Origin of the sequence: Metapseudomonas resinovorans (assembly GCF_002003485.1) — a bacterium.
Classification (GTDB): Bacteria; Pseudomonadota; Gammaproteobacteria; order Pseudomonadales; family Pseudomonadaceae; genus Metapseudomonas; species Metapseudomonas resinovorans_D.
The window spans coordinates 121,939-147,941 of sequence record NZ_BDMA01000095.1 but is presented as its reverse complement, the minus strand read 5'-3'; the positions used below and the strand labels follow the sequence as shown (position 1 = coordinate 147,941).

Genomic DNA, 26,003 nt, shown 5'->3' with positions numbered 1-26,003 from the left:
GTCGGATTACGCGGGCTTCCTAGCCCACCTCGAATAACGCCATGGCCTCGACATGCGCCGTTTGAGGAAACATGTCGAGAATCCCGGCCTTCTTCAGCTGGTATCCCTGCTTGACCAGTTCGGCGCTGTCACGCGCCAGGGTCGCTGGGTTGCAGGATACATAGACCACTCGTTTCGCACCGGTTGCAGCAATCTGCCGAACGGCTTCGAAAGCGCCGTCCCGTGGCGGATCGAGCAGCACGGCATCAAAACCCTGCCCTGCCCAAGACGCATCGGCCAGCGGGTTCGACAGGTCGGCCTGGAAGAAGTGCACATTCTCCAGCCCGTTGGCCGCGGCATTGCCGCGTGCCCGTTGCACCATGGCGTCGACGCCTTCCACCGCCACCACCTCGCGCACCTGGCGCGCCAGTGGCAGGGCAAAGTTGCCGAGGCCGCAGAACAGGTCCAGCACCCGGTCGCCCGGCTGCGGGTTCATCCAGTCTAGCGCCTGCTCCACCATTGCCTCGTTGACCGCTGCATTCACCTGAACGAAATCGCCGGGGCGATATTCAAGCTCCAGGTTCCAGCGCGCCAGGCGATAGCCCAGATGCGCACCGGGCTGATCCGGCTGGGGTTCACCGTCACCGTGCAGCCAGAGCTGGGCCTGATGCACCGCGCAGAACTCGCGCAGTCGCTGCAAGTCGACCTCGCCCAGCGGTTGCGTGTGACGCAGCAGCAATGCCGATGCGGTGCCATGGAAAAGCTCCACATGCCCGATCGCCTGGGGTTTCTCCACGCGCCGGAGCAGGTCGGGCAATGCCCGCATCAACGACTGCAAGGGCTGTACCAGCACTAGGCAATCCTTGATTCCGACTATCGCCTGGCTGGAAGCCGCGCGGAATCCGACATCCAGATGACGGGCCTTGACGTCCCAGCGCACAGCGATGCGCGCGCGACGCCGATAACCAAAATCGGTCCCCACAAGTGGGGCCACCCATTCCTGCGGCTCGACGTCAGCGAAACGCGCCAGCTGTTCAGCCAGCGTGCGCTGTTTCAGGGCGAGCTGTTCGGTATGGGGCAGGTGCTGCAGCGTGCAGCCGCCGCACTGGCCGGCATGGGCACAGGGCGGCACCAGGCGCATCGGACTGGCGCTCAGCACACGCTCTGCACGGGCATCCACGACCTGGCTGCGGGCCGCGAGGACGCGGGCTTCCACATCTTCACCCGGCAACGCGCCAGATACGAACCAGGTACGCCCGTCGACGAAGGCTATGCCACGTCCGTCGTTGGAAAGGCGCTCGATGACCAGGCGCTGCTTCTTGCCCACCGGGACTTGCTGGCTCCGCGCTCCGCCGCTCGGCTGGAAGCGCAGGCCGCTATTACGCCGGGACATTCGGGTCTTCGTATATGCCGGTGGAAAGATAACGATCGCCACGGTCGCAGATGATCGCCACCATCACGGCGTTCTCGACTTCGCGGGACAGGCGCAGCATCGCGGCCACCGCACCGCCGGAAGAAACGCCGCAGAAGATGCCTTCCTCACGAGCCAGGCGGCGCATGGTTTCTTCGGCTTCGATCTGGGCCATGTCGACCACGCGATCGACACGGTCGGCCTGGTAGATCTTCGGCAGGTATTCCTGCGGCCAGCGGCGGATGCCGGGGATAGCCGAACCTTCCTGCGGCTGCAGGCCGACGATCTGGATATTCGGGTTCTGCTCCTTGAGGTAACGCGACACGCCCATGATGGTGCCGGTGGTGCCCATGGAACTGACGAAATGGGTGATGGTGCCCTGGGTCTGCTGCCAGATTTCCGGACCGGTGCCGACATAGTGGGCTTCCGGGTTGTCGCCGTTGGCGAACTGGTCCAGCACCTTGCCTCGGCCACCGCGCTGCAGGCTTTCGGCGAGGTCGCGAGCACCTTCCATGCCCTCTTCCCGGCTTACCAGGATCAGCTCGGCGCCGTAGGCGGTCATGGCGGCCTTGCGTTCGGCGCTCATGTTGTCCGGCATGATCAGCATCATCTTGTAGCCCTTGATGGCCGCAGCCATGGCGAGGGCGATACCGGTGTTGCCGGAGGTGGCCTCGATCAGGGTATCGCCGGGCTGGATGTCACCGCGCAGTTCCGCGCGCGTGATCATCGACAGGGCCGGACGGTCCTTGACGGAACCGGCGGGGTTGTTGCCTTCGAGCTTGACCAGGAGGGTATTGCTGGTTTCGCCAGCCAGGCGCTGCAAACGCACCAGCGGGGTGTGGCCGATGCAATCGGCGATTGTGGGGTACTGCAGGGTCATGGCGGGTTTCGCAATCCAGACGCAGGGGGTGCATATGATAGCGGCAAACCGCGCAACGCCATATCGCGCGTGCGTTTCGGCTTATGGCGTGCAGCTATATATATGTAGCGGAAAGGCATTTCCCATTCCCCGAAAAGCGAAAGCCCCGGCGGGTTTCCCGGCCGGGGCTTCTGCTTGCTTCTCTTAGAAGTGCACGCTGGTGGTGAGCAGCGCGGTACGGCCCGCCGCCTGGTTGGCGAAGTGGGCCGAATAGGCCTTGTCGTAGTAGACCTCGTCGGTGAGGTTCTGCACGTTCAGCTGCAGGTCGACGTTCTTCGTCAGCTTGTAGCTGGCCATGGCGTCGTAGCGCCAGTAGGACGGCACGTACAGCGTGTTGTTGGTATCGCCGAAGACGTCATCCACATAGAAGGCACCGCCCCCGATGGTCAGGTCCGGCAGCACTTCATAGGTGGTCCACAGGCTGAAGCTGTTCTTCGGCGTATTGGGCAGTTCGTTGCCCTTGGCCGGGTTGACGCTACTGGTCACTACGCCGCTGCGGTTGCCCACCGCGCCCGGATCGACCACTTCGCTGTCGAGGTAGCTGTAACCGGCGAAGACCTGCCACTTGTCGGTGAGCTTGCCGCTGGCGGTCAGCTCGATACCGTCGACGCGGGTCTTGCCGGCGTTCTCATAGGTGTAATTGCTGACCAGGACGCGGGTGTTGTCCTTCTCGGTGCGGAAGATCGCCGCAGTCAGCGACAGGCGCTGGTCCAGCAGGTCCCACTTGGTGCCCAACTCGTAGTTGGTGGTCTCTTCCGGCTCCAGGTCGCTGACGATGCTGGTCGGGGTGCCGACGGAAGTGTCCAGCGGGTTACCTTCCTGGCCCTCGCCGAGCATGGTGCCGGGCGGCGTCGCGGAGGTGGCGTAGGACGCGTAGACGCTGCCGTTCTCGGTGGGCTTCCAGACCAGGCCGATCTGTCCGTTGACGAACTCGCTGGTATCCGAAGTCTTGAAGGTGGTCGCGCCCGCAGCGGACTTGGTCTTGGAGTCGGTCTGGAAGTTGTCGTAGCGCAGGCCCAGGTTCAGCAGCCATTGCGGGTCCAGCTCGATGGTGTCGAAGGCGTAGATGGCGCGGGTATCGCCGGTGGACTCGGTGCTGGCGTAGTTGCGCGCGATGCTGCCGGACCAGGGATCATGCGGATTCGGATTGGCCAGCGAGGTGCAGTTGTAGCCGCTGGGCGCGCCAATGGTTGCGGGGGAGCAATTGGTGGTGGCGGCTGTGGTTGCCGGCGTGGTGTCGGTGTTCACCGTGTAAGAAGAACGATCGCCTTCCTCGCGGGTGAGTTCGATGCCGGTGGAGAAGCTGTGCTTGAGGCCGGCCAGCTGGAACTCACCGAATAGATCGGTCTGGTTGGTGGTGGTGGTGGTGTTGCTCACACGGGTGTTGACGCGACGCCAGACGGTGCCATTGCGCACGTTGCCCTGGCTGTCGTCCGGCTGGGTCAGGATGTAGTCCTGCATGCTGCTGCCGTGACGCAGGGTGTTCTTGATGGTCAGGGCGTCGTTGAAATCATGCTCGAAGCTGATGGTGGCGATGTCCGCGCGGGTCTTGCGGAAGTCGCGATTGGTGAGGCCGTAGAAGTTGCTGCTGTCGCCACCGTCGACCGGCTTGTCCGGATTGGCGGCGGTGTGAGTGGTGCCCACCGAGTAACCATAGGGAATGCCCGAGTCCGGCAGGTCGTTGCTTTCCATATGGTAGAAGTCGAGGTTCAGGCGGGTGTCGGTGCCCAGGCCGAACGCCAGGGACGGCGCCACGCCCCAACGGTCGTAGTTCACTTCGTCACGGCCAGCGACATTGCTCTCGTGGCTCATCAGGTTGAGGCGGAATGCGGCGTTGTCGAGGAACTGGCGGTTGATGTCGGCGGTGTAGCGCTGGGTCTGGTCGGAGCCCCAAGTGAAGCCACCGTTGGTGAAGTCGCCGAGACGCGCCTTCTTGGTCACCAGGTTGATGCTGCCGCCGGCCGAAGCACGGCCGCCGAAGGAGGAGTTCGGGCCCTTGCTGACTTCGATGGACTCGATGTCGAAGATCTCGCGAGTCTGGGAGCCTGTGTCACGCACGCCGTCGAGGTAGGTATCGCTCTGGGCGTCGAAACCACGAATGAACGGACGGTCGCCCTGGGGGTTGCCACCCTCGCCCGCACCCATGGTGATGCCCGGCACGGTGCGCAGGGCATCCTGCAGGGAAACGGCGGCGGTGTCCTTGAGTACCTGCTGCGGTACCACGGTTACCGAACGCGGCGTGTTCACCAGCGGCGCGGTGTACTTCTGGGAAGAGGCCCGTTCGACCTGGTAGCTGGTGTCCTCGGACTTCTCACCCACCACCGACGTGGCATCCAGGGAGACGACGCCGTCGCTCTCCTTCTTCGTCTCGGCCGCTTGCAGTACGGGCGCGGCGGACATGGCGCCGATGGCCACGCCAATGGCAGACGCCAGCAGGCGTTGAGTCGAGATGGTGGGTTCCACAGCATGACGCGACATCGTTTTCCCTCCCCAGGGATTTCAGAGGCCGCGAAATCTATTTCAAATAATTAACAGCAACAATTGGCATAGATTCTCATTCGCGTCTTTTTTACAACATTTACAAAGTCGCGGCCGAACGCGAAATCGCTCGCCAGCGCCTCGGTTTTACAGGCTGAATGAAAATAAATACTATTCGCCTCCAACTCAGATCACCCGGTATACCGCCATGCTCCTGCACATTCCCGGCATCTTCACGACAGAAGAGGCAACGCGCATCCGCGAGGCCCTGGAGCCGGCAGACTGGGCGGACGGCAAGGCCACGGCGGGGTACCAGTCCGCCAAGGCCAAACAGAATGAGCAGCTGGCCGAAGGCGATCCGCTGGCTCGCGAAATCAGCAGCGCCATGCTGCAACGTCTGTGGAACCACCCCTTGTTCGTATCGGCGGTCCTGCCGAACAAGGTTTATCCGCCACTGTTCAATCGCTACCGGGGCGGCGGCACCTTCGGCTACCACATCGACAACGCCGTGCGCCCGATCAAGGGCAGCCCCGAACAAGTCCGCACCGATGTCTCCGCCACGCTGTTCTTCAGCGAGCCGGACGCCTACGACGGCGGTGACCTGGTGATCCAGGACACCTACGGCGCCCACCGCGTGAAACTGGCCGCCGGCGACCTGGTGATCTACCCCGCCAGCAGCCTGCACCAAGTGGAGCCGGTCACCCGTGGGGAGCGCATCGCCTCGTTCTTCTGGATTCAGAGCATGGTCCGCGAGGACAGCCAGCGGACCCTGCTGTTCGAGATGGACCAGGCCATCCAGAGCCTTGCGCGCGACGTGCCGGACCATCCCGCGCTGGTCCAGCTCACCGGCAACTACCACAACCTCCTGCGCCGCTGGGTCGAGGTCTAGGCATGAGCTTCACCCTGACCCGCACCGAAACCCTCAGCAGTGAAGAGCTTCGTGAACGGCTGGCCAGCGACCCGCGCCAGGCCGCCCGCACCATCCTGGGCGCCGCGCGGGATGGGATGACCGAAGCACAAACGCTGCTCGGCCAGATTCTCCTGGACGGCCAGGGCATCGAGCAGGACGCCGCGCTGGCGCGCACCTGGTTCCAGATCGCCGCCGAGCGTGGAGACGCCATGGCCCGGAACATGCTCGGGCGCTGCCTGGAACAGGGCTGGGGTGGCTCGATCGACCTGCCGGGCGCCGCCTCCCAATTCCGCACGGCTGCCGCCGCAGGACTCGACTGGGGGATGTACAACTACGCGGGCCTGCTGGCCACCGGACGCGGTGTCCAGCGCGACCAGCGCCAGGCACTGGCGCTCTACCTGCGCGCGGCGCAACTGGGCCACGCCAAGTCGATGAACCTCGTGGGGCGCTATTACGAGGAAGGCATCGCTGTGGAGCCCGCCCCCGAGGTCGCCTTTGCCTGGTATCGCCGCTCCGCCGAGGCGGGCGACTTCCGGGGCCAGTTCAGTCTCGCCGCGGTGCTGGCTGCGCAGGGCGAGGTGGATGAAGCCCTCCTCTGGCTGGAGCGCGCATTGGCAGAAGGCAATCTCAACTTCCTGCGCGCCAGTCGCGCCAGCCTGACCGAAGCGCCAGAACCCCGCATCCAGGCGCTGGCCCTGTCCTATTACCAGCGCGCTGCCGAACTGGGCGACGACAGCGACGGCGAAGCGCTGCAGAAATATCTGTTAACAGCGCACCCGTAAACCAAACGTAAAACAGTTTCTTTTGAGAACAACTCTCATCTAGCTTCCCCCGATTCATTCACATGGGGAGAACTCAGATGAGCACCTACACGTCCACGGGCACGCCTCAGCCTTCGGCAAACCTTTCCAGTTCCGCGGTCGGCCTCGCCCTTGCGTCCTGCGCAACCGTCAGCCTCGCTGCGGAAAACCGCCAGGACGAGCAACGTCCGGCTGCACCTTCCGCCATCGAACTGGGCAGCACGGACGTCCGTTCGACCCATGTCGAAGGCTACAAGGTCGATCAGGGCTCCTCACCCAAGTTCACCGCGCCACTGCGTGACACGCCCAAATCCGTGACGGTGATTACCGAAGACCTGATCAAGGAACGCGGCGCCAGCTCGCTCAAGGACGTACTGCGCACGACACCGGGCATCACCCTCGGTGCTGGCGAAGGCGGTACTCCGGTGGGCGATCGCCCCTTCATCCGCGGCTACGAAGCGTCCACCGACATCATGATCGACGGCGTTCGCGACGTCGGCCGCAATGCCCACGAAGCCTTCAACCTGGAGCGCGTGGAAATCATCAAGGGGCCGGGCTCCGCCTACACCGGCAGGGGCGCCACTGGCGGCAGCATCAACCTGGTGAGCAAGGTCGCCCAGACCGAGGACTTCACCGCCGGCAGCCTGACCTTGGGCTCTGACCAGCTGTGGCGCACGACCCTGGACGTCAACCGATACGTCGCCGAGCAAGGCATGGCCTTCCGCCTCAATGCCATGAAGCACGAAGCCGACACGCCCGGCCGCGAAGATGTGGACGTGAAGCGCTGGGGCATTGCGCCGACCATGACCTTCGGCCTGCACACCCCGACGCGCGCCACCTTCAGCTACTACCACCTGGAAACCGAAGACATGTCGGACCTGGGGCACCCAGTGTCCAACATCACTGGCAAACCGGTGAAAGTGGATCGCGACAACTTCTATGGGCTGGTGGACCGCGACTTCAGCAAAACCAGCGCGGACATCGCCAGCATCGTCCTGGAACACGATTTCAGCGAAGCCCTGTCCCTGCGCAACACCACTCGCGGCGGTCGCACCCTGCTCGACTACGTGATGACCCGGCCGAACTTCGGCAGCACCAATACCCCCGCGCAACTGAATGCCGCGATCAACCGCGAGCTCGATGGTGAGGTGATCCGTGATGGCCGTGCGCGCAACAGCGTGACCAAGACCCTGGTCAACCAGACCGACATCTTCGGCGAGTTCTTCACCGCTGGTCTGCAGCACAACTATTCCGCCGGCCTGGAATTCAGCCGCGAGACCATCGACCAGAAGGATCGCTACAACGTCCGGGCCGGCTCCAACGCCGACCTGGAAAGCCCCAATCCCCACGATCCATTCCCGCCGGTGACCCGCGGCACGGGTTCGGTCAGCGAGACCAAGCAGGACGTGCGTGCGGCCTATGTGTTCGACACGCTGAAACTGCACGAGCAGTGGGACCTGAACCTGGGCCTGCGCTATGACGACTACTACGTCACCAACGGCAGCGCCTCCAACTCCAGCGAAATGTTGAATTACCAGGTTGGCCTGGTGTTCAAGCCCTTGCCCAACGGCAGCATCTATCTGACCTACGCGACCAGCTCCAACCCGGCCGGAGAAACGGTCGGACAGGCTGGTGGCGCGGATGGTGCCGCAGGCGGGGCTGCCGTCAACAACCTCGACCCGGAGAAGAACCGCAGCCTGGAACTGGGCACCAAGTGGGACGTGCTCAACGAGCAACTGTCGCTGACCGCGGCGCTGTTCCGCATCGAGAAGACCGATGGGCGCTCCCAGGACCCGGTCACCGGCGATGTCACCCTCTCCGGCGACAGCCGCGTGGACGGATTCGAGCTGGGCGCAACCGGTCGCATCAGCGATGCCTGGCAGGTCTGGGCCGGCTACACCTATCTGGACCCGACCACGCGCAAGTACCGCAGCGGTGATGTGGACTACTCCGGCAACCAGATGAAGTTCATCGCCCCGGAAAGCTTCAGTCTGTGGACGACCTATGCGCTGGATGACAAGTGGACCATCGGTGGCGGTGCCAACTACATGGATGAGCGCTACCTGGACGATGCCAACACCCGCAAGCTGGAGTCCTACTGGCGCTACGACGCGATGCTCGGCTACAAGGTCAACCGCAACCTGGACCTGCAGTTGAACATCCTCAACCTGGCGGACGAGACCATCTACGATGCCTCCCACGTCGGCGTGTTCGCCAACGTCGCACCGGGCCGTTCGGCCGAATTGACCGCCAACTTCAGGTTCTGACCTGTGGCAGGGCAGCTCAGCCCGGGCTGCCCTGCCAGGCCGGCAGACGAAGGTACATGCCCAGGCCGGGATCGAGGTTGCGCGCCCAGACCGCCCCACCCTGCAGGACGATCGCGCTGCGGGCGATGCTCAGGCCCAGGCCGAAACCGCCATCTCCCGGACGCGCCTGGTTGAGCCGGGCGAAGGGTTCGAACATCAGTTCCAGCTGTTCTTCGGGTACGCCAGGGCCTTCGTCGCGCAGGTTCAGGCACCAGAAATCGCCTTCGCGCTGTCCGGACAAGGTGATCCGGCCCGTTTCCGGCGAGTGGCGGATGGCATTGCGCAGCATGTTCTCCAGCGCCTTTGCCAGGTCATTGAGGTTGGCCCTGACGGTGCAATCCTCGTCCAGTTCGAAATGCAGGCGCTCCTTCGGCCAGCCCGTCTCGAAGCTGGCATCTTCGGACAGTACGTCCCATAGCGGACGCAGGTGCACCGCCTCCTGGGCGAATCGCGGTCGTTCCGAGTCCAGCCAGGCCAGCTCCAGTGTGTTCTCCACCAGCTGCTGCATCACGCAAACTTCCCGCTCCAGCCGCTGCCGAAGGCTGTCCAGGCTCTCCTCCCGCTCGCTGGCCGCTCGCAGTCGGCTCAATGGTGTACGCAGCTCGTGGGACAGGTCGCTGAGCAGGCGCCGCTGATACGTCACCGTGACTTGCAGGCGCCCGGCCATGTGGTCGAACGCACGCGCCAGCTCGCCCAATTCGTCGCGACGGTTGGCCAGCGGTGCCCCGAGGCGGGCGCTGAGGTCATCGGCACTGAGCGCGTTGGCCTGCTCGCGCAACCGCGCCAACGGTGCGATCAGCAGACGGAAGAGAAGGACGCAGAGCGCCAGCGCGAGAATGACCGGCGCCACCCGGTAGGCGAGGAAATACAGCAGCGGCCGCGGTCCCCAGGGACTGAAACGTTGCGGCAACTGCATCACCAGCTGGCCGTCACCGCTCTTGAAGGGAATGCTGAGGATGCGCGGCTGCGGCGTTTGCCGGCCCATGCCCCAGTGCAGCTGGCGCATGAAGCTCAGGTGCTCGCGCTGGTCGGCGGTCATCACACGGGTGCCCAGGGGAAACAAGTGCGGGTCCAGCACCAGCACCCAGCTGCCCTCGGCAGCCTCCAGTTCAGCCTGCACGGCATCGACCGCGCTCGCTCCGCCCTGGCGCCAAGCCGTCTCGGCACGTTCCGCGTAACCGCTCAGGACGGTCTTCGCCTCATCCGAGAGATAGGAAGTCTGCTCGCCGATGCGCTGCCCCCAGGAAAGGGTCAGGGCGATCATCGCCAGGCAGAAGCCGGCCAGCAGGATCGCCAGCTTCCAGAACAGCGAGTTGCGCCCCGGCATCATTTTTCCCTGCTGGTCATCACGTAGCCCTTGCCCCAGATGGTTTCCAGGCGACTACCGGTGTAGCTCAGACGCTGCAGCTTGCGGCGAATGTGGCTGACGTGCATGTCCAGACTGCGGTCATGCTGCGAGTAGGCCCGGTGCAGCACGTGCTGATAAAGGAAGGCCTTGCTCAGTGCCTCCTCCATGTGCCGCGAGAAAGTCACCAGCAGACGGTATTCGGTCGGCGTGAGTTCGGCCCATTGGCCCGCGTAGGAAACATCCGCGCGGCCTTCGTCGAAATTCAGCTCCAGGCCCTCGCCCGGGGTCTCCGGTTCACCGCGCTCATAGGCCACCCGCCGCAGCACGGCCTCGATGCGCACTTCCATCTCGCCCATGCTGAACGGCTTGGGCAAGTAGTCGTCCGCGCCCTGGCTGAATCCGGCGATGCGGTCCTGTTCCGCCCCCAGCGCGGACATCAGGATCACCGGCACCTTGCATTCGCGACGCAGGTTGGCCAGCACGTCCAGACCATTGCGGCCGGGCAGCAGGATGTCCATGAGGATCAGGTCGAAGTCTTCATCGCGCGCCAGCCCCAGGCCTTCCTCGCCATCCTGGCGGAGGGTGACCTCGAAACCACGGTCTTGCAGATGGTCGTGCAGATGGGCTGCCAGCAGCGGATCGTCCTCGATGGCAAGAATGCGGGCGGGCGTGCGGGGAGTGGTCAACATAGAGTTACCTGCAAATGCTAACTATTGCCTAATGCGAATTCTGACAAAACTGCCGCAAGATTCCCATGCAATTGGTCGCTACACTGCGCGGAAAGCGCTGAGGGAGAGGATGGGCGTGTACAAGGATCTGGGTATCAAGGGCCGCGTGCTCATGCTGACGCTGCTGCCCACCAGCCTGCTGGCACTGGTATTGGGCGGCTATTTCACCTGGGTACAGCAGGCCGACATGCAGGCCCAGTTGCTGCAACGCGGACAGATGATCGCCGAACACCTGGCTCCCCTCGCCGCTCCCGCCCTGATTCGCGGAGACGCCGTGCTGCTGGAGCGCATCGCCGACCACGCGCTGGACCAGGCCGACGTGCGCGCGGTGAGCTTCATCGGTGCCGACCACAAGCGCCTCGCCCATGCCGGACCGCGCATGCTCAACGAGAGCCCCGACGGCGAAGGCAACAACCTTTCGCTGACCAGCAACACCGAGGCCACGCGTTTCCTGCAGCCGGTGTTCGAACGCCATCGGGTGCTTTCCGGCGACAAGACGCCACTGCCCAATGACAACCTGCTGGGTTGGGTCGAACTGGAAATGTCCCACCAGGGCACCTTGCTGCGCGGCTATCGCAGCCTGCTGGCCAGCCTGCTGCTGATCACCACGGGCCTCGGCGTCACCGCCCTGCTGGCCCTGCGCATGAGCCGCGCGATCAACGACCCCCTGAGGCGCATCAAGCAAGGGGTAGCCCTGCTCAAGGAAGGTCGCCTGGAAACCCGCCTGCCCCCACTGGGCAGCCATGAACTGGACGAACTGGCCTCGGGCATCAACCGCATGGCCGAAGCCCTGCAGACCGCCCAGGAAGAGCTGCAGCACAACATCGACCAGGCCACCGAGGACGTGCGCCAGAACCTCGAGACCATCGAGATACAGAACATCGAGCTGGACCTGGCGCGCAAGGAGGCCCTGGAGGCCAGCCGCATCAAGTCCGAGTTCCTCGCCAACATGAGCCACGAGATCCGCACCCCGCTCAATGGCATCCTTGGCTTCACCAACCTGCTGAAAAAAAGCGACCTCACGTCGCGCCAGCAGGATTACCTGGCCACCATCGAGAAATCCGCCGACAGCCTGCTGGGCATCATCAACGAGGTACTCGACTTCTCGAAGATCGAGGCCGGCAAGCTGGTCCTCGAAAACATCCCCTTCAACCTGCGCGACCTGATCCAGGACACGCTCACCATCCTCGCCCCGGCCGCCCACGAGAAGCACCTGGAACTGGTCAGCCTGGTCTACCGCGATACCCCGCTGCACCTGATGGGCGATCCGATGCGCCTCAAGCAGGTGCTGACCAACCTGGTGAGCAATGCCATCAAGTTCACCCGCGAAGGCAGCATTGCCGTGCGCGCCATGCTCGAAGACGACAGCGACGACGAACTGGCGCAATTGCGCATCAGCGTGCAAGACACGGGCATCGGCCTCACCGACGCCGACTTGCGCGCCCTGTTCCAGGCCTTCACCCAGGCGGACAACTCACTCTCCCGACAGGCCGGCGGCACCGGTCTCGGCCTGGTGATCTCCAAGCGCCTGATCGAGCAGATGGGCGGCGAAATCGGCGTCAGCAGTACGCCGGGTGTCGGCTCGGAATTCTGGATCACCCTCAGCCTGCCCAAGTCGCTGGACGAGATGGATAGCGGCGTACAAGCCCAACTGGAAGGCCGTCGCGTGGCCGTCCTGGAACCGCAGGAACTGACGCGCCAGTCGCTGCATCACCAGTTGGAAGATTGCGGCCTGGAAGTGCTGGACTATCCGAGCATCGGCACCCTGGTGGATGACGTCGCCGCGCGCCGCCTGAGCAAACGTCCGATCGGCCTCGCCGTGATCGGCGCCGATGTCCAGGCGCTTTCGCCGGAGCAACTCAGCCAGCGGGTATGGGACCTTGAACAACTTGGCTGCAAGAGCCTGGTGCTCTGCCCCACCACCGAACAGGCGCTCTACCACCGCGCCCTGCCCGAAGCCCATAGCCAGTTGCAGGCCAAGCCTACCTGCACACTCAAGCTGCAACAGGCCCTGAGCGGCCTGGTCAGCCCCCGTCAAACGCGCGTCGAGCCACCGCAACCGAACAACAGCCGGGCGCCGCGCCTGCTCTGCGTCGACGACAATCCCGCCAACCTGCTGCTGGTGCAGACCCTGCTGACGGACATGGGCGCCGCGGTGCGCGCGGTCGACAGCGGCTTCGACGCCATCGAAGCCGTGCAACGTGAGCGCTTCGACCTGATCTTGATGGATGTGCAAATGCCCGGCATGGACGGCACCCAGGCCACCGAAGCGATCCGCCGCTGGGAAAGCGACCAGCGCATCGACCCGGTGCCCATCGTCGCCCTCACCGCCCACGCCCTGGCCAACGAAAAGCGTGCCCTGCTCCAGGGCGGCATGGACGACTACCTGACCAAGCCCATTGGCGAACGCCAGTTGGCCCAGGTCGTGCTCAAGTGGACCGGCCTCAGCCTCGGTAGCCAGCCTGCGCAGCGCCAGGGCCGCGAAGACCGGGTCCATGATGGCCTGGAAGTGCTGGACCCGGAGGAAGGACTGCGCCTGGCCGCCGGCAAGGCGGACCTGGCCGCGGACATGCTGTCCATGTTGCTGGCCTCACTCGACGCCGACCGCGAAGCCATTCAGCTTGCCGCCCGCAGCGGCGACCGCACCACCCTGCTGGAACGCGTCCACCGTCTGCACGGCGCCACCCGCTACTGTGGCGTGCCGCAACTGCGCGCCGCCTGCCAGCGCAGCGAAACCCTGCTCAAACAGAACGACCCCAGCGCCCCGCAAGCGCTGGAGGAACTGGACGCGGCCATCACGCGCCTGGCCGAGGTGGCGCGAATGGAGGCCTGACCCACAGCAACGTGCAGTGGCCAGACGCCAGCTATGCTGCTGGGCAACCAAGGAGATCCCATGCGCACCATTCTGTTCAGCAGCCAGGCCTATGACCGCGAGAGCTTCCTCGGCGCCAGTCCCAACTTCGAGCTGCACTTCCAGCAGACGCGGCTGACCCTCGACACCACTGCGCTGGCCAATGGTTTCGACGTGGTCTGCGCCTTCATCAACGACGACTTGTCCGCGCCCGTGCTGGAGCGCCTGGCCAGTGGCGGCACGCGGCTGATCGCCCTGCGCTCGGCCGGTTACAACCATGTGGACCTGGCCGCCGCCAAGCGCCTAGGCCTAACCGTGGTGCGGGTACCGGCCTATTCGCCGCATGCGGTAGCCGAGCACGCAGTGGCACTGATCCTGGCGCTCAATCGGCGCCTGCACCGTGCCTACAACCGCACCCGCGAAGGCGACTTCACCCTTCACGGGCTGACCGGTTTCGACCTGGTCGGCAAGACTGTCGGCGTGGTCGGCACCGGCCAGATCGGCGCCACCTTCGCGCGCATCATGGCCGGCTTCGGCTGCGGCCTGCTGGCCTTCGATCCGCAGCGCAATCCCAGCGTCGAAGCGATGGGCGCGGTCTATGTCGAACTGCCAGAATTGCTGGCCGACAGCGACATCATCAGCCTGCATTGCCCGCTCAACGACGCCACCCGGCATCTGGTAAACGCCCATAGCCTGGAGCAGATGAAACGCGGCGCCATGCTGATCAATACGGGACGCGGAGCCCTGGTGGATACGCCCGCGCTGATCGACGCGCTGAAATCCGGCCAGCTCGGCTACCTGGGCCTGGATGTCTATGAAGAAGAAGCCAACCTGTTCTTCGAGGACCGTTCCGACCTGCCCCTGCAGGACGACGTGCTGGCACGGCTGCTCACCTTCCCCAACGTGATCATCACCGCCCACCAGGCCTTCCTGACCCGCGAAGCCCTCTCCGCCATCGCCCGCACCACCCTGGACAACATCCTCGCCTGGGCCGCCGGACGGCCGTGCAATCAGGTGGACGCCTAGGCCGTGTTAGCATGCGCGGCGCTTCCGGAGGACCTATGGCCGAACACGATTTCCGATACAACCTGCTCAACCCCGCCCACACCCTGAACGAGTGCCGCGCCCTCTCCCCGGGCCTCTACCAGGTCACGGGTACCGGCGGCTCGATCAAGACCGGCGACACCCTGCTGGTGACCCTCAAGGGCAGCCGCGACCTCAGCATGCGCCTGACCGTGGACAAGGTCCGCCACCTGATCAATCCGCCCGGCCAATGGCTGGCGGTGGCCAAGGGCCCGGTCTTCAAGGAACTCTCGATTCACAACTGGCAAGTGGACTGCGACGCCTGCGGCGCGCACCTGGACTTCGAATTCGCTGTCGACGGCGGCCTCGGCAAACAGGCCCAGGCACCTGCGGCCGAAGCGCGTATCGCGGAGCTGGGCTGGCGCAGCCAGGCTGGCAAGCATTACTGCCCGAACTGCCGTCAGGAGGACACTCAATGACCCGAAAAGCCCTGCTGCTGACCGCGGTGGCCGTTGCCCTCACCGGCTGCGCCACCGATCGTCCGCAACTGGAAACCGGCACGACCTATCAGGTGGAGTGGATCGGAGAACGCCCGCTGATCGACCGCAGCCACCTGACCATCACCCTGGGTGACGACAACCGTGCCTACGGCAACGCTGGCTGCAACCACTGGTTCGCGTCCTACACCCTGGAAGGCGACAAACTCACCTTCGGCACCCCCGGCAGCACCCGCAAGATGTGCGCCCCGGCGCTGATGGAGCAGGAGCAGCGCTTCCTCGACTCCCTCGGCAAGGTGCAACGCTGGGACATCTCCCCCATCGACCAGCTGCGCCTGTGGCCCGCCGAAGGCAAGCCGATCCGGCTTTGGCCGGTGGAAGGCTGATCATCGCCTCCTATTCGATCCTATCGATGTAGGGGCGAATTCATTCGCCAAGCAGGCCGAAGGTCTGCCCCTCCAAGCCATATGGGGCAGCTTTGCTGCCCTTGGCGAATGAATTCGCCCCTACAGTAAAAGCAGGTCGTGCCTTAAAAGAGATTCAACTGCTCGACCGCGCCACGCAGATCCTGCAGCCTCACTCCCACCCCGATCAGGCGCACCGGCTTGTCACCACGGGCAAATGCCGTGCTGAGCAGTTGCCGATAGCTGTCCAGATCTCGACGGGCACCGGACTGTTCGAGGGTGGTCTGGGTGAAATCGTGGAATTTCAGTTTCACGAAGGGCTTATCCGGCTTGTAGCTGGCATCCAGCCGGGCCATGCGACCCCGCAGTTCGTCCAGCAAGGCGGGTAGCTGTTCCAGGCAGGCGTCCAGATTCGGCAAGTCCTGGTCGTAGGTGTTTTCCACACTGATGGACTGTCGGCGGCTGTCCACCTGCACGATGCGGTCGTCCTGGCCACGGGCCAGGTTGTAGAGGCGCTCACCGAAGCTGCCGAACTCCCGCGCCAGCGCCAGCTTGTTCCAGTCACGCAGGTCCGCGCAGGTGCGTACCCCCAGGCGCGCGAGCTTCTCTGCCGTCACCTTGCCGACCCCATGCAACTTGTTGACCGGCAGCGCAGCGACGAACTCGTCAACCTGGTCCGGCGTGACCACGAAGAGGCCATCCGGCTTGCGCCAGTCACTGGCGATCTTGGCGATGAACTTGTTGGGCGCAACGCCAGCAGACACCGTGATATGCAGTTCCGCTGCCACTCGCCGGCGAATTTCCTGGGCGATGCGCGTGGCGCTGCCATTGAAATGCGGGCTGTCGGAGACATCCAGGTAGGCTTCGTCCAGGGACAACGGCTCAATGATCTCGGTGTAGTCGCGAAAAATCTGATGGATCTGTCGCGACACCGATTTATAGACATCCATCCGTGGCCGGACGATGTTCAGGTCCGGGCACAGCTTGACCGCCGTACGCATCGGCATGGCCGAGCGTATCCCATAGGCACGGGCGTCGTAGTTGCAGGTGGCCACGACCCCGCGTTTGTCCGGGGAGCCGCCGACGGCCAGGGGTTTACCCGCCAATGCAGGGTCATCGCGCATTTCGATCGCGGCATAAAAGCAGTCGCAGTCAATGTGGATGATTTTTCTTTGCGACATAAAGAGCTGTCTTTCCTAAGCATTGCGGAAAAAGATCGAATCTTTACCCGCTTTGATACCCGCTTTTCCAACGCTGTATGCGCAGTTGCTCGGACTGAATAGGCGCTTACCAGTCTCCCCGACGGACGATCATCCGCAAGGGCAGTCCGCCACGGCGAGCACGCTCACTCCGCCCAGGCTGGTAGAAAACGACTGAGGAGACGTGGTGCCATGAAACATGGACGTATGCACCTGATCAACTGGCTGCTTCACGCACTCGATAAAATACTATCCACGGAGCGGGTCAGCGCCTTCTTTGGCGCCCTAATAGACGGCGGGTTTGCCGTTTGGGCAACCTACAGGCCCCCACAACCTGGATGCAAAAGCGGTCGACAGACACAGAAAACCGGCCGTAGCTGAAGCCGACCGCACGCACCAACAGACTCTGTTCAATACGAGCCAGCTGATCCTGGTGGAGATCTCGACTGCCTGGAAGGTGTATGCGGGCGGCCTTTTAGAGCTCCTAGACGAGTATCCATACATATGCACTTGTCCGGTTGGAGCCAACACTTTCCTTATCTATGGTTCTGCCCCCGCCTGCCTTGCTCAATTTTCCCAGAGATCTCAGAACTCATCGTCCGAGTCTACATGCGCGCCAAAGGCTTGACTTCCATGATGGAGGGAGATGAACAGAGCAGATACCGAAAAAGCCCACGAGCTCGGTAGCGCGGAGCTTCGGCAGCTGCAAGAACGCCGGATTTCTTGCCGGAGTGCGGTAAGATCTGGAGCAGTTTCTACTGTGATGGGCAGGTTTTCTTTGATAATGATAAACCGCTCAAGGCAGGCCGCACGCAAGCGTCTGCCTCTAACTAGTAGCGAGTACAATACGCGCCGCCGATTGCCGAAGGGCCTAAAGACTCACGGAGCATAAAACACAATGTCGTCCTTTGCCCAAAAGGCTTTTTCACTAAAACCACAGCACCTTGACCACCCAAAATACAGACCAGATATTGATGGCTTGCGCGCGATAGCAGTGTGGTCGGTCGTTATATTCCACGCTTTTCCTTCGCTCCTACCTGGCGGATTTATCGGTGTTGATGTTTTCTTTGTAATCTCCGGGTACTTAATTTCAACAATTATATATGGCGATCTAGAGGGGAAAAAATTCAGATTTTCAGTTTTTTACTCACGCCGCATCAATCGAATATTCCCGGCACTCCTACTGATATTAGCAACCTGTTATGCGTTCGGATGGTTTTCTCTTTTTGCAAGTGAATACAAAGAACTGGGAAAACACATAGCCGGCGGCGCATCCTTTCTATCAAACTTCGTTTTATGGAACGAAAGCGGATATTTCGACACAACGGCAGATATTAAGCCCTTACTTCACCTTTGGTCGCTTGGCATAGAAGAGCAGTTCTATATCACCTGGCCAGTTATTCTATGGGTAACTTGGAAGCTAAGACTAAATTTGCTAACCATTACGCTGCTTGGTCTCAGCACGTCGTTTTTTTTGAATGTACAAGGATTGCAGATAGACCCGACAGCAACGTTTTATCTACCGCAAGCACGGGCTTGGGAATTGCTAGCAGGATCAGCACTTGCCTACACGACTATGCACCGTGGTAAGAAGCACAATGCCATAAGTGAAAAACTTGGTACGCTCATCAAATCAATTGCGAGAAGGGCAGGATTCACCGATAGCGAGGCGGTGCTGCGCAACGCGCAGTCAGTCTTGGGAGTTACCCTGCTTGCCGTCGGCGGCATTATGATCTCTAAAGAAGCTTTTCCAGGGTGGTGGGCACTAATACCTTGTGCTGGCGCAATCCTCATAATTTTTGCAGGACCCCAGGCATGGATCAACAAGCACGTCCTGTCGAGCAAATTGTTTGTCTTCTTTGGACTGATCAGTTTTCCACTTTATCTATGGCACTGGCCTTTAATTTCTTTCGCCCGAATCATCGAGAGCGGGACACCTGCGCCAGAGGTAAGACTCGCGGCTGTCGTGCTAGCTATAGCATTGGGTTGGGCGACCTATCGACTGATTGAAACTCCTTTGCGAAGAGTTAAATCCAGTTTTAAACCAGTCGCACTCACTGCAATCATGGCAACTCTCGGTTGCGTAGGCTTCATGACCTACCAAGAAAACGGCTTGGCTTGGCGACAAAACATTAAGGAAAGCCAACTCATATCCGAACAGTTCGTTTCAACAACCGGATGGAAGTACACAAAAAACGAGCTTTGCCTAACTCGATATAAATTTGAAGAATCCAAGAAATATCCGTGGTGGTTCTGCATTACTAACAAAGACCAAAATCCTACCGTAGTTTTACTGGGAAACTCTTACGCAAATCATCTGTACCCAGGAATCGTTCACGCATATCCCAACGAATCTGTCCTATCAATAGGAGCTTGCGACCCCGCATATGTCGGCGGACCTGCCAACACTGGCGACCCCTGCGCGCTAGATTGGCCAAAGCATCAAGCGGAATTCATAGACTCCATAATAAAAAACTCAAGATCAGTCAAAGTAGTAATTATCGACGGCCTGATCTCCTTCAAACCAAAAGAATACACAGACCAGCAATATGCAGAAAACCTAAAACAACGCATTTCCTACATGCAAGACCTAGGCATAAAAATTGTAATATTCGCCCCACACATCAAAACAAATTACGACATCAAGGGATGTTTTTCCAGGCCGCTCAAATCACCTGAAAAAGACTGCATCATTACCGCAGTAGAGCGCAAAAAACTATTTAATGAATTCACCCCCTTAATGCGCGAAATTGGAGAATCATTCGACAACGTATTATTCTTTGACCAGAACGATACATTTTGCTCGAATAATGGCTGCTCTATGATAATTGACGGCATGCCAGCGTTTAGAGATGAGTATTACCATTTCACAGAGTATGCCAGCGACGCGGTTGGAAAAAACTTCAGTGTCTGGGCCAAAGGAAATGGATTGAACCTTAAATAGGAGCGACAGCCGCCCGAATGGGAGTTAGGTCCTGTACGAAAAGTCGGTGCAGGTAGCATTGCCGCCATGGCTGGGGGCCAGCGTAGCAAGGCGCTGCGAAATCCCGGACGCGGCGTGGGGCGGTGATCAAGAATCGGTTCCCCCGGAACAGAAGATGGAGCCAGGTGCTCAACGGCATCTAACAGTTCCTCTGCTCTGGGGCAGCTCGCCAGCGAACCCCGGCGAATCCATTTTCCGCACAGCCCACAGGCCTCACTACCCTAACGAACGCAAAAAATCATTGCAGACGCGGCGCGCAGTCAATGTGGATGATCTTTCGTTGCGGCATGGCGGGTTGGTGACGCGCAGAGGGTTCAGGTAACCGGCGATGATACAGCAGCCGGCACTCCCTCCGGCCGCTCTAGCGCAGTAGTAAGCCAGCCTTCGCGAACATCGCGATTTGCTAAATATTTGAGGGAAAAAGAATTTTTCTGAGAAATCGTTTGACAGCCCTTCGCAGAACTGTAGAATTGCTGCCGCGGGATGGAGCAGTCTGGTAGCTCGTCGGGCTCATAACCCGAAGGTCGTTGGTTCAAATCCAGCTCCCGCAACCAACATTAGAAAAAGGCCACTCTTCGGAGTGGCCTTTTTCGTTTGGGCTCGAATTAAGTATTTGATTTAAAAAGCAGAAATCGTTTGACAGCCCCCCGCCAATCTGTAGAATTGCCGGCGCGGGATGGAGCAGTCTGGTAGCTCGTCGGGCTCATAACCCGAAGGTCGTTGGTTCAAATCCAGCTCCCGCAACCAACATAAGGAAAAGGCCACTCTTCGGAGTGGCCTTTTTCGTTTCCGCCTCCCCCTCCGTCCGTCCAGGCTGTTCGTCAGCCGCCCGACCGGACAAGACCCGGCCTCTATACTTCAAGCGCACCCATCCACCAGATGGAGGTTGGCCATGGCCGACTACTGCGCCTCCAGCGAGGAAGTCGAATACCTCAACCGCGCCCTGCGTACGGTGAGCGGCTGCAATCGCGCCCTGTTGCGTGCCGAGGACCCGTGCTTCCTGTTCAAGGAAATCTGCCGCGTGGTGGTGGAAGAAGGTGGCTACCGCATGGCCTGGGTCGGCCGCGCCGAACATGATGAAGCGCAAACGGTAACCCCCCTGGCCCACGTCGGGCTCGACCGCGCCTATATCGATTCGCTGAACATCACCTGGTCCGACAGCGAACGTGGACACGGCACCACCGGCACCGCCATTCGCACCGGCAGACCGAACATCACGCGCGATATCCTCACCGACCCCAGGCTCAGCCCCTGGCGGGAAAGCGCCGTCACCCACGGCATCGCCTCGATTCTCTCCCTGCCCCTGCGGGTGGACGGCCAGATCTTCGGCGCCCTGGCCATCTGTGCCAAGGAGCCCGATGCCTTTGGCGAGCGCGAACTGGAACTGCTCAGCGAAGCAGCCGATGACATGGCTTTCGGCCTTCAGGCCCTGCGCAGCAAGGCCCGCCGCCGCCAGGCCGAACTCCAGGTGGAAGCCCTGAATCGAGCCCTGGCCACTCGCGTGGCGGTCAACCATGCGGTGATCCACGCGACCAGCGAAATCCCTCTACTGGCAGATATATGCCGGGTCCTGGTGGATGAATGCGGTTACTGCCAGGCCTGGGTCGATTACCGCCAGGACGATACGGCGCATCCTTACAAGGTGATGGCCTGCCACGCCGCCAATGGCATCTGCCAGGGCTGGGGCGCCGGCAGTCATGACCGGAACTTCCACGGCGAACTGGAGCAGGCGCTGCTCGCCGGTCATCCGCTGGTGATGCGCGACCTGCTCGGCGACTCCGCAGCTCCCTTGCACGAAGAAGCCGTCGAACTGGGCTTCTCCGGTGCCCTGGCACTCCCCCTGCACGTGGAAGGAAACCTCATCGGCATGCTGGTGATCATGGCCACCAGCGCCGATGCGTTCGATGAAAAGGAAGTGGAATTGCTGCTGGCCATGGCCAACGACCTGGGTTTCGGCATCGCTACATTACGCACCCGGTCTCGCGCCCTGGAAGCCGAAGCGACCATTCGCAGGATGGCCTATGAAGATGCGCTGACCGGCCTGCCCAACCGGGTTCGCCTGCACGAGCTGCTGGATAGCGCCATCGCCACCGCCCGCCAGGAACGCCGCCCGCTCGGCCTGCTGCACCTGGAAATCGCCCGCAACCAGGAGATCAACGAAACCCTCGGCTACCGCGAAGGCGACCGCCTGCAGATCGAGATCGCCTCCCGCCTGAAGCAGGTGGTAGGGGCGGAACGTACCGTGGCCAGGATGGGCGAGTGCGAATTCGCCGTGCTCATGCCCAACAGCGGCGCCGAGCACGCCTCACAACTGGCCAAGCAGATTCTCACCGCACTGTACGATCCGGTGGAGCTTTCCGGGCTCTACCTGGAAGCCCGCGCCAGCATCGGCATTGCACTCTACCCCGGCCACGGCACGGCACCGGAAGCGCTGATCCGCCGCTCCGGCAGCGCCATGGAGCAGGCCAAGCGGTCCAATGCCGGTTTTGCAGTGTTCCAGGGTGGACTCGACCAGGAATGCGCCCAGCACCTGACGTTGATGGGCGACCTGCGCCGCGCCATCGACCGCAACGAATTGCTGCTCTACTACCAACCCAAAGTGGATATCGCCAGCAATCGCGTTTGCGGCACCGAGGCCCTGGTGCGCTGGCGCCATCCGCAGCACGGCATGCTGCCCCCGGACGAGTTCGTCCGCCTGGCGGAGAACACCGGGCTGATCACCCCGCTGACCCTCTGGGTGCTGGATACCGCCCTTGGCCAGCGTTACGCCTGGCATGAAGAGGGTGATGAACGCCCCATCTCTGTCAATCTCTCTGCCCACGACCTGCGCGACCCGCGCCTGCTGGAGCGTATTCAGGGCTCTTTCGCCACCTGGGGAGCCAAACCCCACTGGATCGAGTTCGAGCTGACCGAAAGCGCACTGATGGAAGACCCGGTTGCCTCGATGCAGACCCTCAGCGCACTCAAGGAACTGGACGCCCACCTGACCATCGATGATTTCGGCACCGGTTACTCTTCCCTTGCGTATCTACAGAGGTTGCCGGTGGATTCGCTGAAAATCGACCAGTCCTTCGTGAGCGCCATGACCAGCAACGATGGCTCGGCGAAGATCGTTCGCTCCATCATCGAACTGGCCCATAACCTGGATCTGACGGTGGTCGCCGAGGGGGTCGAAGACCAGTTGACCCTCACCCAGCTCGGCCAATACGGCTGCGATATCGCCCAGGGCTACAAGATCAGCCAGCCGATCCCCGCCGATCAATTCCGCGATTGGGAGACCCGCTCGGTCTGGCATTGACCGGCGGGGCCTCCGGCCGCGACAAATTGCCGCTCGCCACCTGCCTCCCTCGACTCCCCGCTACAGCCGCTTCCCCGCACTCGCCTAGACTTGGCGCTTATCCGGCCGTTCCCCGTGCTTCCGCATGGCCGTGACGGCGAAGAAAAAAGTTCTGCCAGGCACTTGGAACTTGCCGTCGGCGCCCACACACAGTGGCGCACATTGCCTCGAGGTGCTTGATGCGCGCCAACACTCCGCCAGCGGATAACCCGGCCAACGGCCAACTCAATGAAGAATCCGCCCCGCTCCGCTGGCTGGACAGCCTTACGGCTTACCGGCAGTGGATCGTCATCGCCTTCACCCTGCTGGTCTTCGTCCTCGGTCTGCTGGCCTGCTGGCACCTGCTGCGGGAACTCGATCCCGATGCACTGCGCGCCGCCATCCATGACGTCCCCGGCAGCAGCCTGCTGCTGGCCTTGGGCGCCACCGCGGTCAGCTTCATCGCCTACGTCGGCTACGAGTGGTCTGGCTGCCGCTTCGCCGGCGTGCACCTGCCCTTGCCGCGCATGGCCCTCGGCAGCTTCTGCGCTTCGGGGGTCGGCAATGCCGTCGGCCTGTCCATGCTCACCGGCGGGTCGGTGCGCTTTCGCCTCTACGGACGCAATAACCTGGGTGCCGGCGACATCGCCCGCATCACGTTGTTCGCCAGCCTGGCCCTGGGCTCGGCACTGCCGCCGCTGGCCGCCCTTGCCGCATTGAGCGCCCCGGCTGCCGCCTCCATTGCCCTCGGCTTGCCGGAAAGCCTGGTGATCATCCTTGCAGTAGGCGTCTTGCTGGCCGGTGGCGGGCTCATTCTCTGGATTTCGCGCCAGCGTGCAGCCGAGCCGCCAGTGCCAGGCTGCATCGACCTGCCCCTGGGCAACCGCAGCGTGCGACTGCCGGGCCTGCGCCTGTCGGCACTGCAACTGCTGATCACCGTGGTGGACGTCTGTGCCGCGGCCTGCGTGCTCTATGTCCTGCTGCCGGAAGCACCGCCCCTCGGCGCCTTCCTGCTGGTCTACATGCTGGCCCTGGCCGCAGGCGTGCTCAGCCATGTACCCGGTGGCGTTGGCGTATTCGAGGCCGTGTTGCTGGCGGCCTTCGCCGGCCAGCTGGGGGCCGCGCCGCTGGCGGCCGCACTGCTCCTCTACCGCCTGGTCTACGTCGGCCTGCCACTGGTGCTGGCCTGCCTGTTGCTGCTCGCCAACGAAGCCCAGCGCCTGTTCCCCGCCGGTCGCCAGGCCCTGCGCGCCGCCTCCGGCCTCGCCGCGCCGGTGCTGTCGCTGCTGGTGTTCCTCAGCGGCGTCGTACTGCTGTTCTCCGGCGTCACTCCGGCTGCCGATGTCCGCCTTGAGCACCTGAGCTTTCTCATTCCCCACCGCCTGATCGATGCCTCGCACCTGGTCGCCAGTCTTGTCGGCGTGCTCTGCCTGCTGCTGGCCCACGGCCTGCGTCATCGCCTGTCGGCGGCCTGGGCGCTGACCGTGGTGCTGCTGCTCGCGGGTGCCGGGATGTCCTTGCTCAAGGGCTTCGACTGGGAAGAGTCGAGCCTGCTGACCATGACGGCCGTGCTGCTGGCCATCTTCCGTGCTGCCTTCTACCGCCCCAGCCGCCTGCTGGAGATGCCCTTCTCGCCGCTCAACCTGGCGGCCAGTGCCTGCGTGCTGCTGGCGGCGATCTGGGTGATGTTCTTCGCCTTCCAGGACGTGCCCTACAGCCATGAGCTCTGGTGGCAGTTCGAGGTGGATGGCGATGCGCCCCGCGCACTGCGCGCCTCCCTGGCCAGCGGCATCCTGCTCGCCGGTATCGCGTTGGCCTGGCTGCTACGCCCGGTGCCGCCGACCATCCACGAGCCGACTGACGACGAGCTGCAGCGCGCCTCCGCGGTAATCCGTGCCTCCGATCAGCCCGACGGCGGCCTGGTGCTGACCGGCGACAAGGCGCTGCTGTTCCATCCGCAGGGCGACGCGTTCCTCATGTATGCCCGGCGTGGCCGCAGCCTGGTGGCCCTGTTCGACCCCATTGGCCCGGCCTATCGACGCGCCGAACTGATCTGGCAGTTCCGCGATCTGTGCGACCACCATCATGCGCGGCCGGTGTTCTACCAGGTGCGTGCGGAAAACCTGCCCTATTACATGGACATTGGCCTATCGGCCCTGAAGCTGGGCGAGGAAGCCCGCGTCGACCTGACCCGCTTCGATCTGGACGCCAAGAACAAGGCCATGAAGGACCTGCGCTACACCCTGAGTCGTGGCCAGCGCGACGGCCTCAACCTGCAGATCTATGAAGCCGGCACCGCACCGCTGGACCAGCTGCAGGCCATTTCCGAAGCCTGGATGCAGGGCAAGCAGGCACGGGAGAAAGGTTTCTCCCTCGGCCGCTTCGACCCGGACTACCTCAACCATTTCCGCATCGCCACCATCCAGTTCGAGGGCAAGCCGGTGGCCTTCGCGAACCTCCTGGAAACCGAAGGCAACGTCCTTTCCAGCATCGACTTGATGCGCGTCCACCCCCACGCGCCGAAGCTGACCATGGAGTTCCTCATGCTCAGCCTGCTACTGCACTACAAGGAGCGCGGCCATGCCCGCTTCAGCCTGGGCATGGTGCCGCTGGCCGGCCTGCAGCCGCGTCGCGGCGCGCCCCTGACCCAGCGCCTCGGCGCGCTCATTTTCCGCCGTGGCGAGCAGTTCTATAACTTCCAGGGCCTGCGCCGCTTCAAGGAAAAGTTCCAGCCCGACTGGGAGCCGCGCTACATGGCCGTGCCCGCCGGCCTCGACCCACTGGTGGCGCTGGCGGATACCGCAGCCCTGATCGCCGGCGGTTTCACAGGCCTGGTAAAACGCTGAGGTGC

At 62.5% G+C, this 26,003-nt stretch carries 16 protein-coding genes and 2 tRNA genes; 12 read left to right on the top strand and 6 right to left on the bottom strand.

Going from position 1 to position 26,003, the window contains the following annotated elements; all coding sequences use genetic code 11:
• Positions 1-19: 19 nt before the first annotated feature.
• From rlmD to MnOB_RS27635, 3 genes are all read right to left on the bottom strand, one after another.
• A complete protein-coding gene (rlmD, locus tag MnOB_RS27645) occupies positions 20-1,372 on the bottom strand; it encodes a 23S rRNA (uracil(1939)-C(5))-methyltransferase RlmD (protein ID WP_077527739.1) in 1,353 nt (450 codons plus the stop codon).
• The gene (cysM, locus tag MnOB_RS27640) at positions 1,359-2,270 is read right to left on the bottom strand and encodes a cysteine synthase CysM (RefSeq protein WP_077527738.1); all 912 of its coding nucleotides are present in this window, start codon (positions 2,268-2,270) and stop codon (positions 1,359-1,361) included. Before cysM ends, rlmD begins: the two co-directional genes overlap by 14 nt.
• 183 nt (positions 2,271-2,453) lie before the next feature.
• Positions 2,454-4,787 (bottom strand): TonB-dependent receptor, encoded by a 2,334-nt coding sequence (locus MnOB_RS27635; RefSeq protein ID WP_077527737.1) that lies wholly within the window; start codon positions 4,785-4,787, stop codon positions 2,454-2,456.
• 208 nt (positions 4,788-4,995) lie between these two features.
• On the opposite strand from MnOB_RS27635, the gene MnOB_RS27630 reads away from it, so the two are divergent.
• The 3 genes from MnOB_RS27630 to MnOB_RS27620 all read left to right on the top strand — a co-directional run bounded on the left by MnOB_RS27630 (position 4,996) and on the right by MnOB_RS27620 (position 8,764).
• Positions 4,996-5,676, top strand: a complete 681-nt coding sequence (locus MnOB_RS27630) for a Fe2+-dependent dioxygenase (protein ID WP_077527736.1) — start codon at positions 4,996-4,998, stop codon at positions 5,674-5,676.
• Between the two features lie 2 nt (positions 5,677-5,678).
• On the top strand, positions 5,679-6,479 hold the full coding sequence (locus MnOB_RS27625) for a tetratricopeptide repeat protein (protein ID WP_077527735.1): 801 nt from the start codon (positions 5,679-5,681) through the stop codon (positions 6,477-6,479).
• 77 nt (positions 6,480-6,556) lie between these two features.
• Positions 6,557-8,764, top strand: a complete 2,208-nt coding sequence (locus MnOB_RS27620; protein WP_107504142.1) for a TonB-dependent receptor — start codon at positions 6,557-6,559, stop codon at positions 8,762-8,764.
• A gap of 16 nt (positions 8,765-8,780) precedes the next feature.
• Here MnOB_RS27620 and MnOB_RS27615 read toward each other — a convergent pair whose 3' ends face one another.
• Together MnOB_RS27615 and MnOB_RS27610 are read right to left on the bottom strand one after the other, a co-directional pair.
• Positions 8,781-10,130, bottom strand: a complete 1,350-nt coding sequence (locus MnOB_RS27615) for a sensor histidine kinase (protein ID WP_077527733.1) — start codon at positions 10,128-10,130, stop codon at positions 8,781-8,783.
• A complete protein-coding gene (locus MnOB_RS27610; protein ID WP_077527732.1) occupies positions 10,130-10,840 on the bottom strand; it encodes a response regulator transcription factor in 711 nt (236 codons plus the stop codon). The genes MnOB_RS27615 and MnOB_RS27610 overlap by 1 nt, the downstream gene beginning before the upstream one ends.
• Before the next feature lie 115 nt (positions 10,841-10,955).
• Between MnOB_RS27610 and MnOB_RS27605 the strand changes: the two genes are divergently transcribed.
• From MnOB_RS27605 to MnOB_RS27590, 4 genes are read left to right on the top strand one after another with little or no spacing between them, the layout of a single operon-like run.
• A complete protein-coding gene (locus MnOB_RS27605; RefSeq protein WP_077527765.1) occupies positions 10,956-13,712 on the top strand; it encodes an ATP-binding protein in 2,757 nt (918 codons plus the stop codon).
• Between the two features lie 60 nt (positions 13,713-13,772).
• A complete protein-coding gene (locus MnOB_RS27600; RefSeq protein ID WP_077527731.1) occupies positions 13,773-14,756 on the top strand; it encodes a 2-hydroxyacid dehydrogenase in 984 nt (327 codons plus the stop codon).
• A 35-nt stretch (positions 14,757-14,791) separates the two neighbouring features.
• Positions 14,792-15,232 (top strand): hypothetical protein, encoded by a 441-nt coding sequence (locus MnOB_RS27595; RefSeq protein WP_077527730.1) that lies wholly within the window; start codon positions 14,792-14,794, stop codon positions 15,230-15,232.
• On the top strand, positions 15,229-15,636 hold the full coding sequence (locus MnOB_RS27590; protein ID WP_077527729.1) for an META domain-containing protein: 408 nt from the start codon (positions 15,229-15,231) through the stop codon (positions 15,634-15,636). The genes MnOB_RS27595 and MnOB_RS27590 overlap by 4 nt, the downstream gene beginning before the upstream one ends.
• Before the next feature lie 143 nt (positions 15,637-15,779).
• Here the strand turns inward: MnOB_RS27590 and dinB are convergent, their stop codons facing one another.
• Positions 15,780-16,835, bottom strand: coding sequence for a DNA polymerase IV (dinB, locus tag MnOB_RS27585; RefSeq protein ID WP_077527728.1), 1,056 nt, complete (start codon positions 16,833-16,835; stop codon positions 15,780-15,782).
• Positions 16,836-17,751: 916 nt separating this feature from the next.
• Here dinB and MnOB_RS27580 point away from each other — a divergent pair.
• The 5 genes from MnOB_RS27580 (at position 17,752) to mprF (ending at position 25,998) form a co-directional block, all read left to right on the top strand.
• On the top strand, positions 17,752-19,797 hold the full coding sequence (locus MnOB_RS27580) for an acyltransferase family protein (RefSeq protein ID WP_077527727.1): 2,046 nt from the start codon (positions 17,752-17,754) through the stop codon (positions 19,795-19,797).
• Positions 19,798-20,313: 516 nt separating this feature from the next.
• A tRNA-Met gene (locus MnOB_RS27575) sits at positions 20,314-20,390 on the top strand.
• A gap of 116 nt (positions 20,391-20,506) precedes the next feature.
• Positions 20,507-20,583: transfer RNA gene (locus MnOB_RS27570), tRNA-Met, on the top strand.
• Between the two features lie 145 nt (positions 20,584-20,728).
• Positions 20,729-23,134, top strand: coding sequence for a bifunctional diguanylate cyclase/phosphodiesterase (locus MnOB_RS27565; RefSeq protein ID WP_077527726.1), 2,406 nt, complete (start codon positions 20,729-20,731; stop codon positions 23,132-23,134).
• Positions 23,135-23,352: 218 nt separating this feature from the next.
• Positions 23,353-25,998, top strand: coding sequence for a bifunctional lysylphosphatidylglycerol flippase/synthetase MprF (mprF, locus tag MnOB_RS27560; protein WP_077527725.1), 2,646 nt, complete (start codon positions 23,353-23,355; stop codon positions 25,996-25,998).
• Positions 25,999-26,003 lie beyond the last annotated feature (5 nt).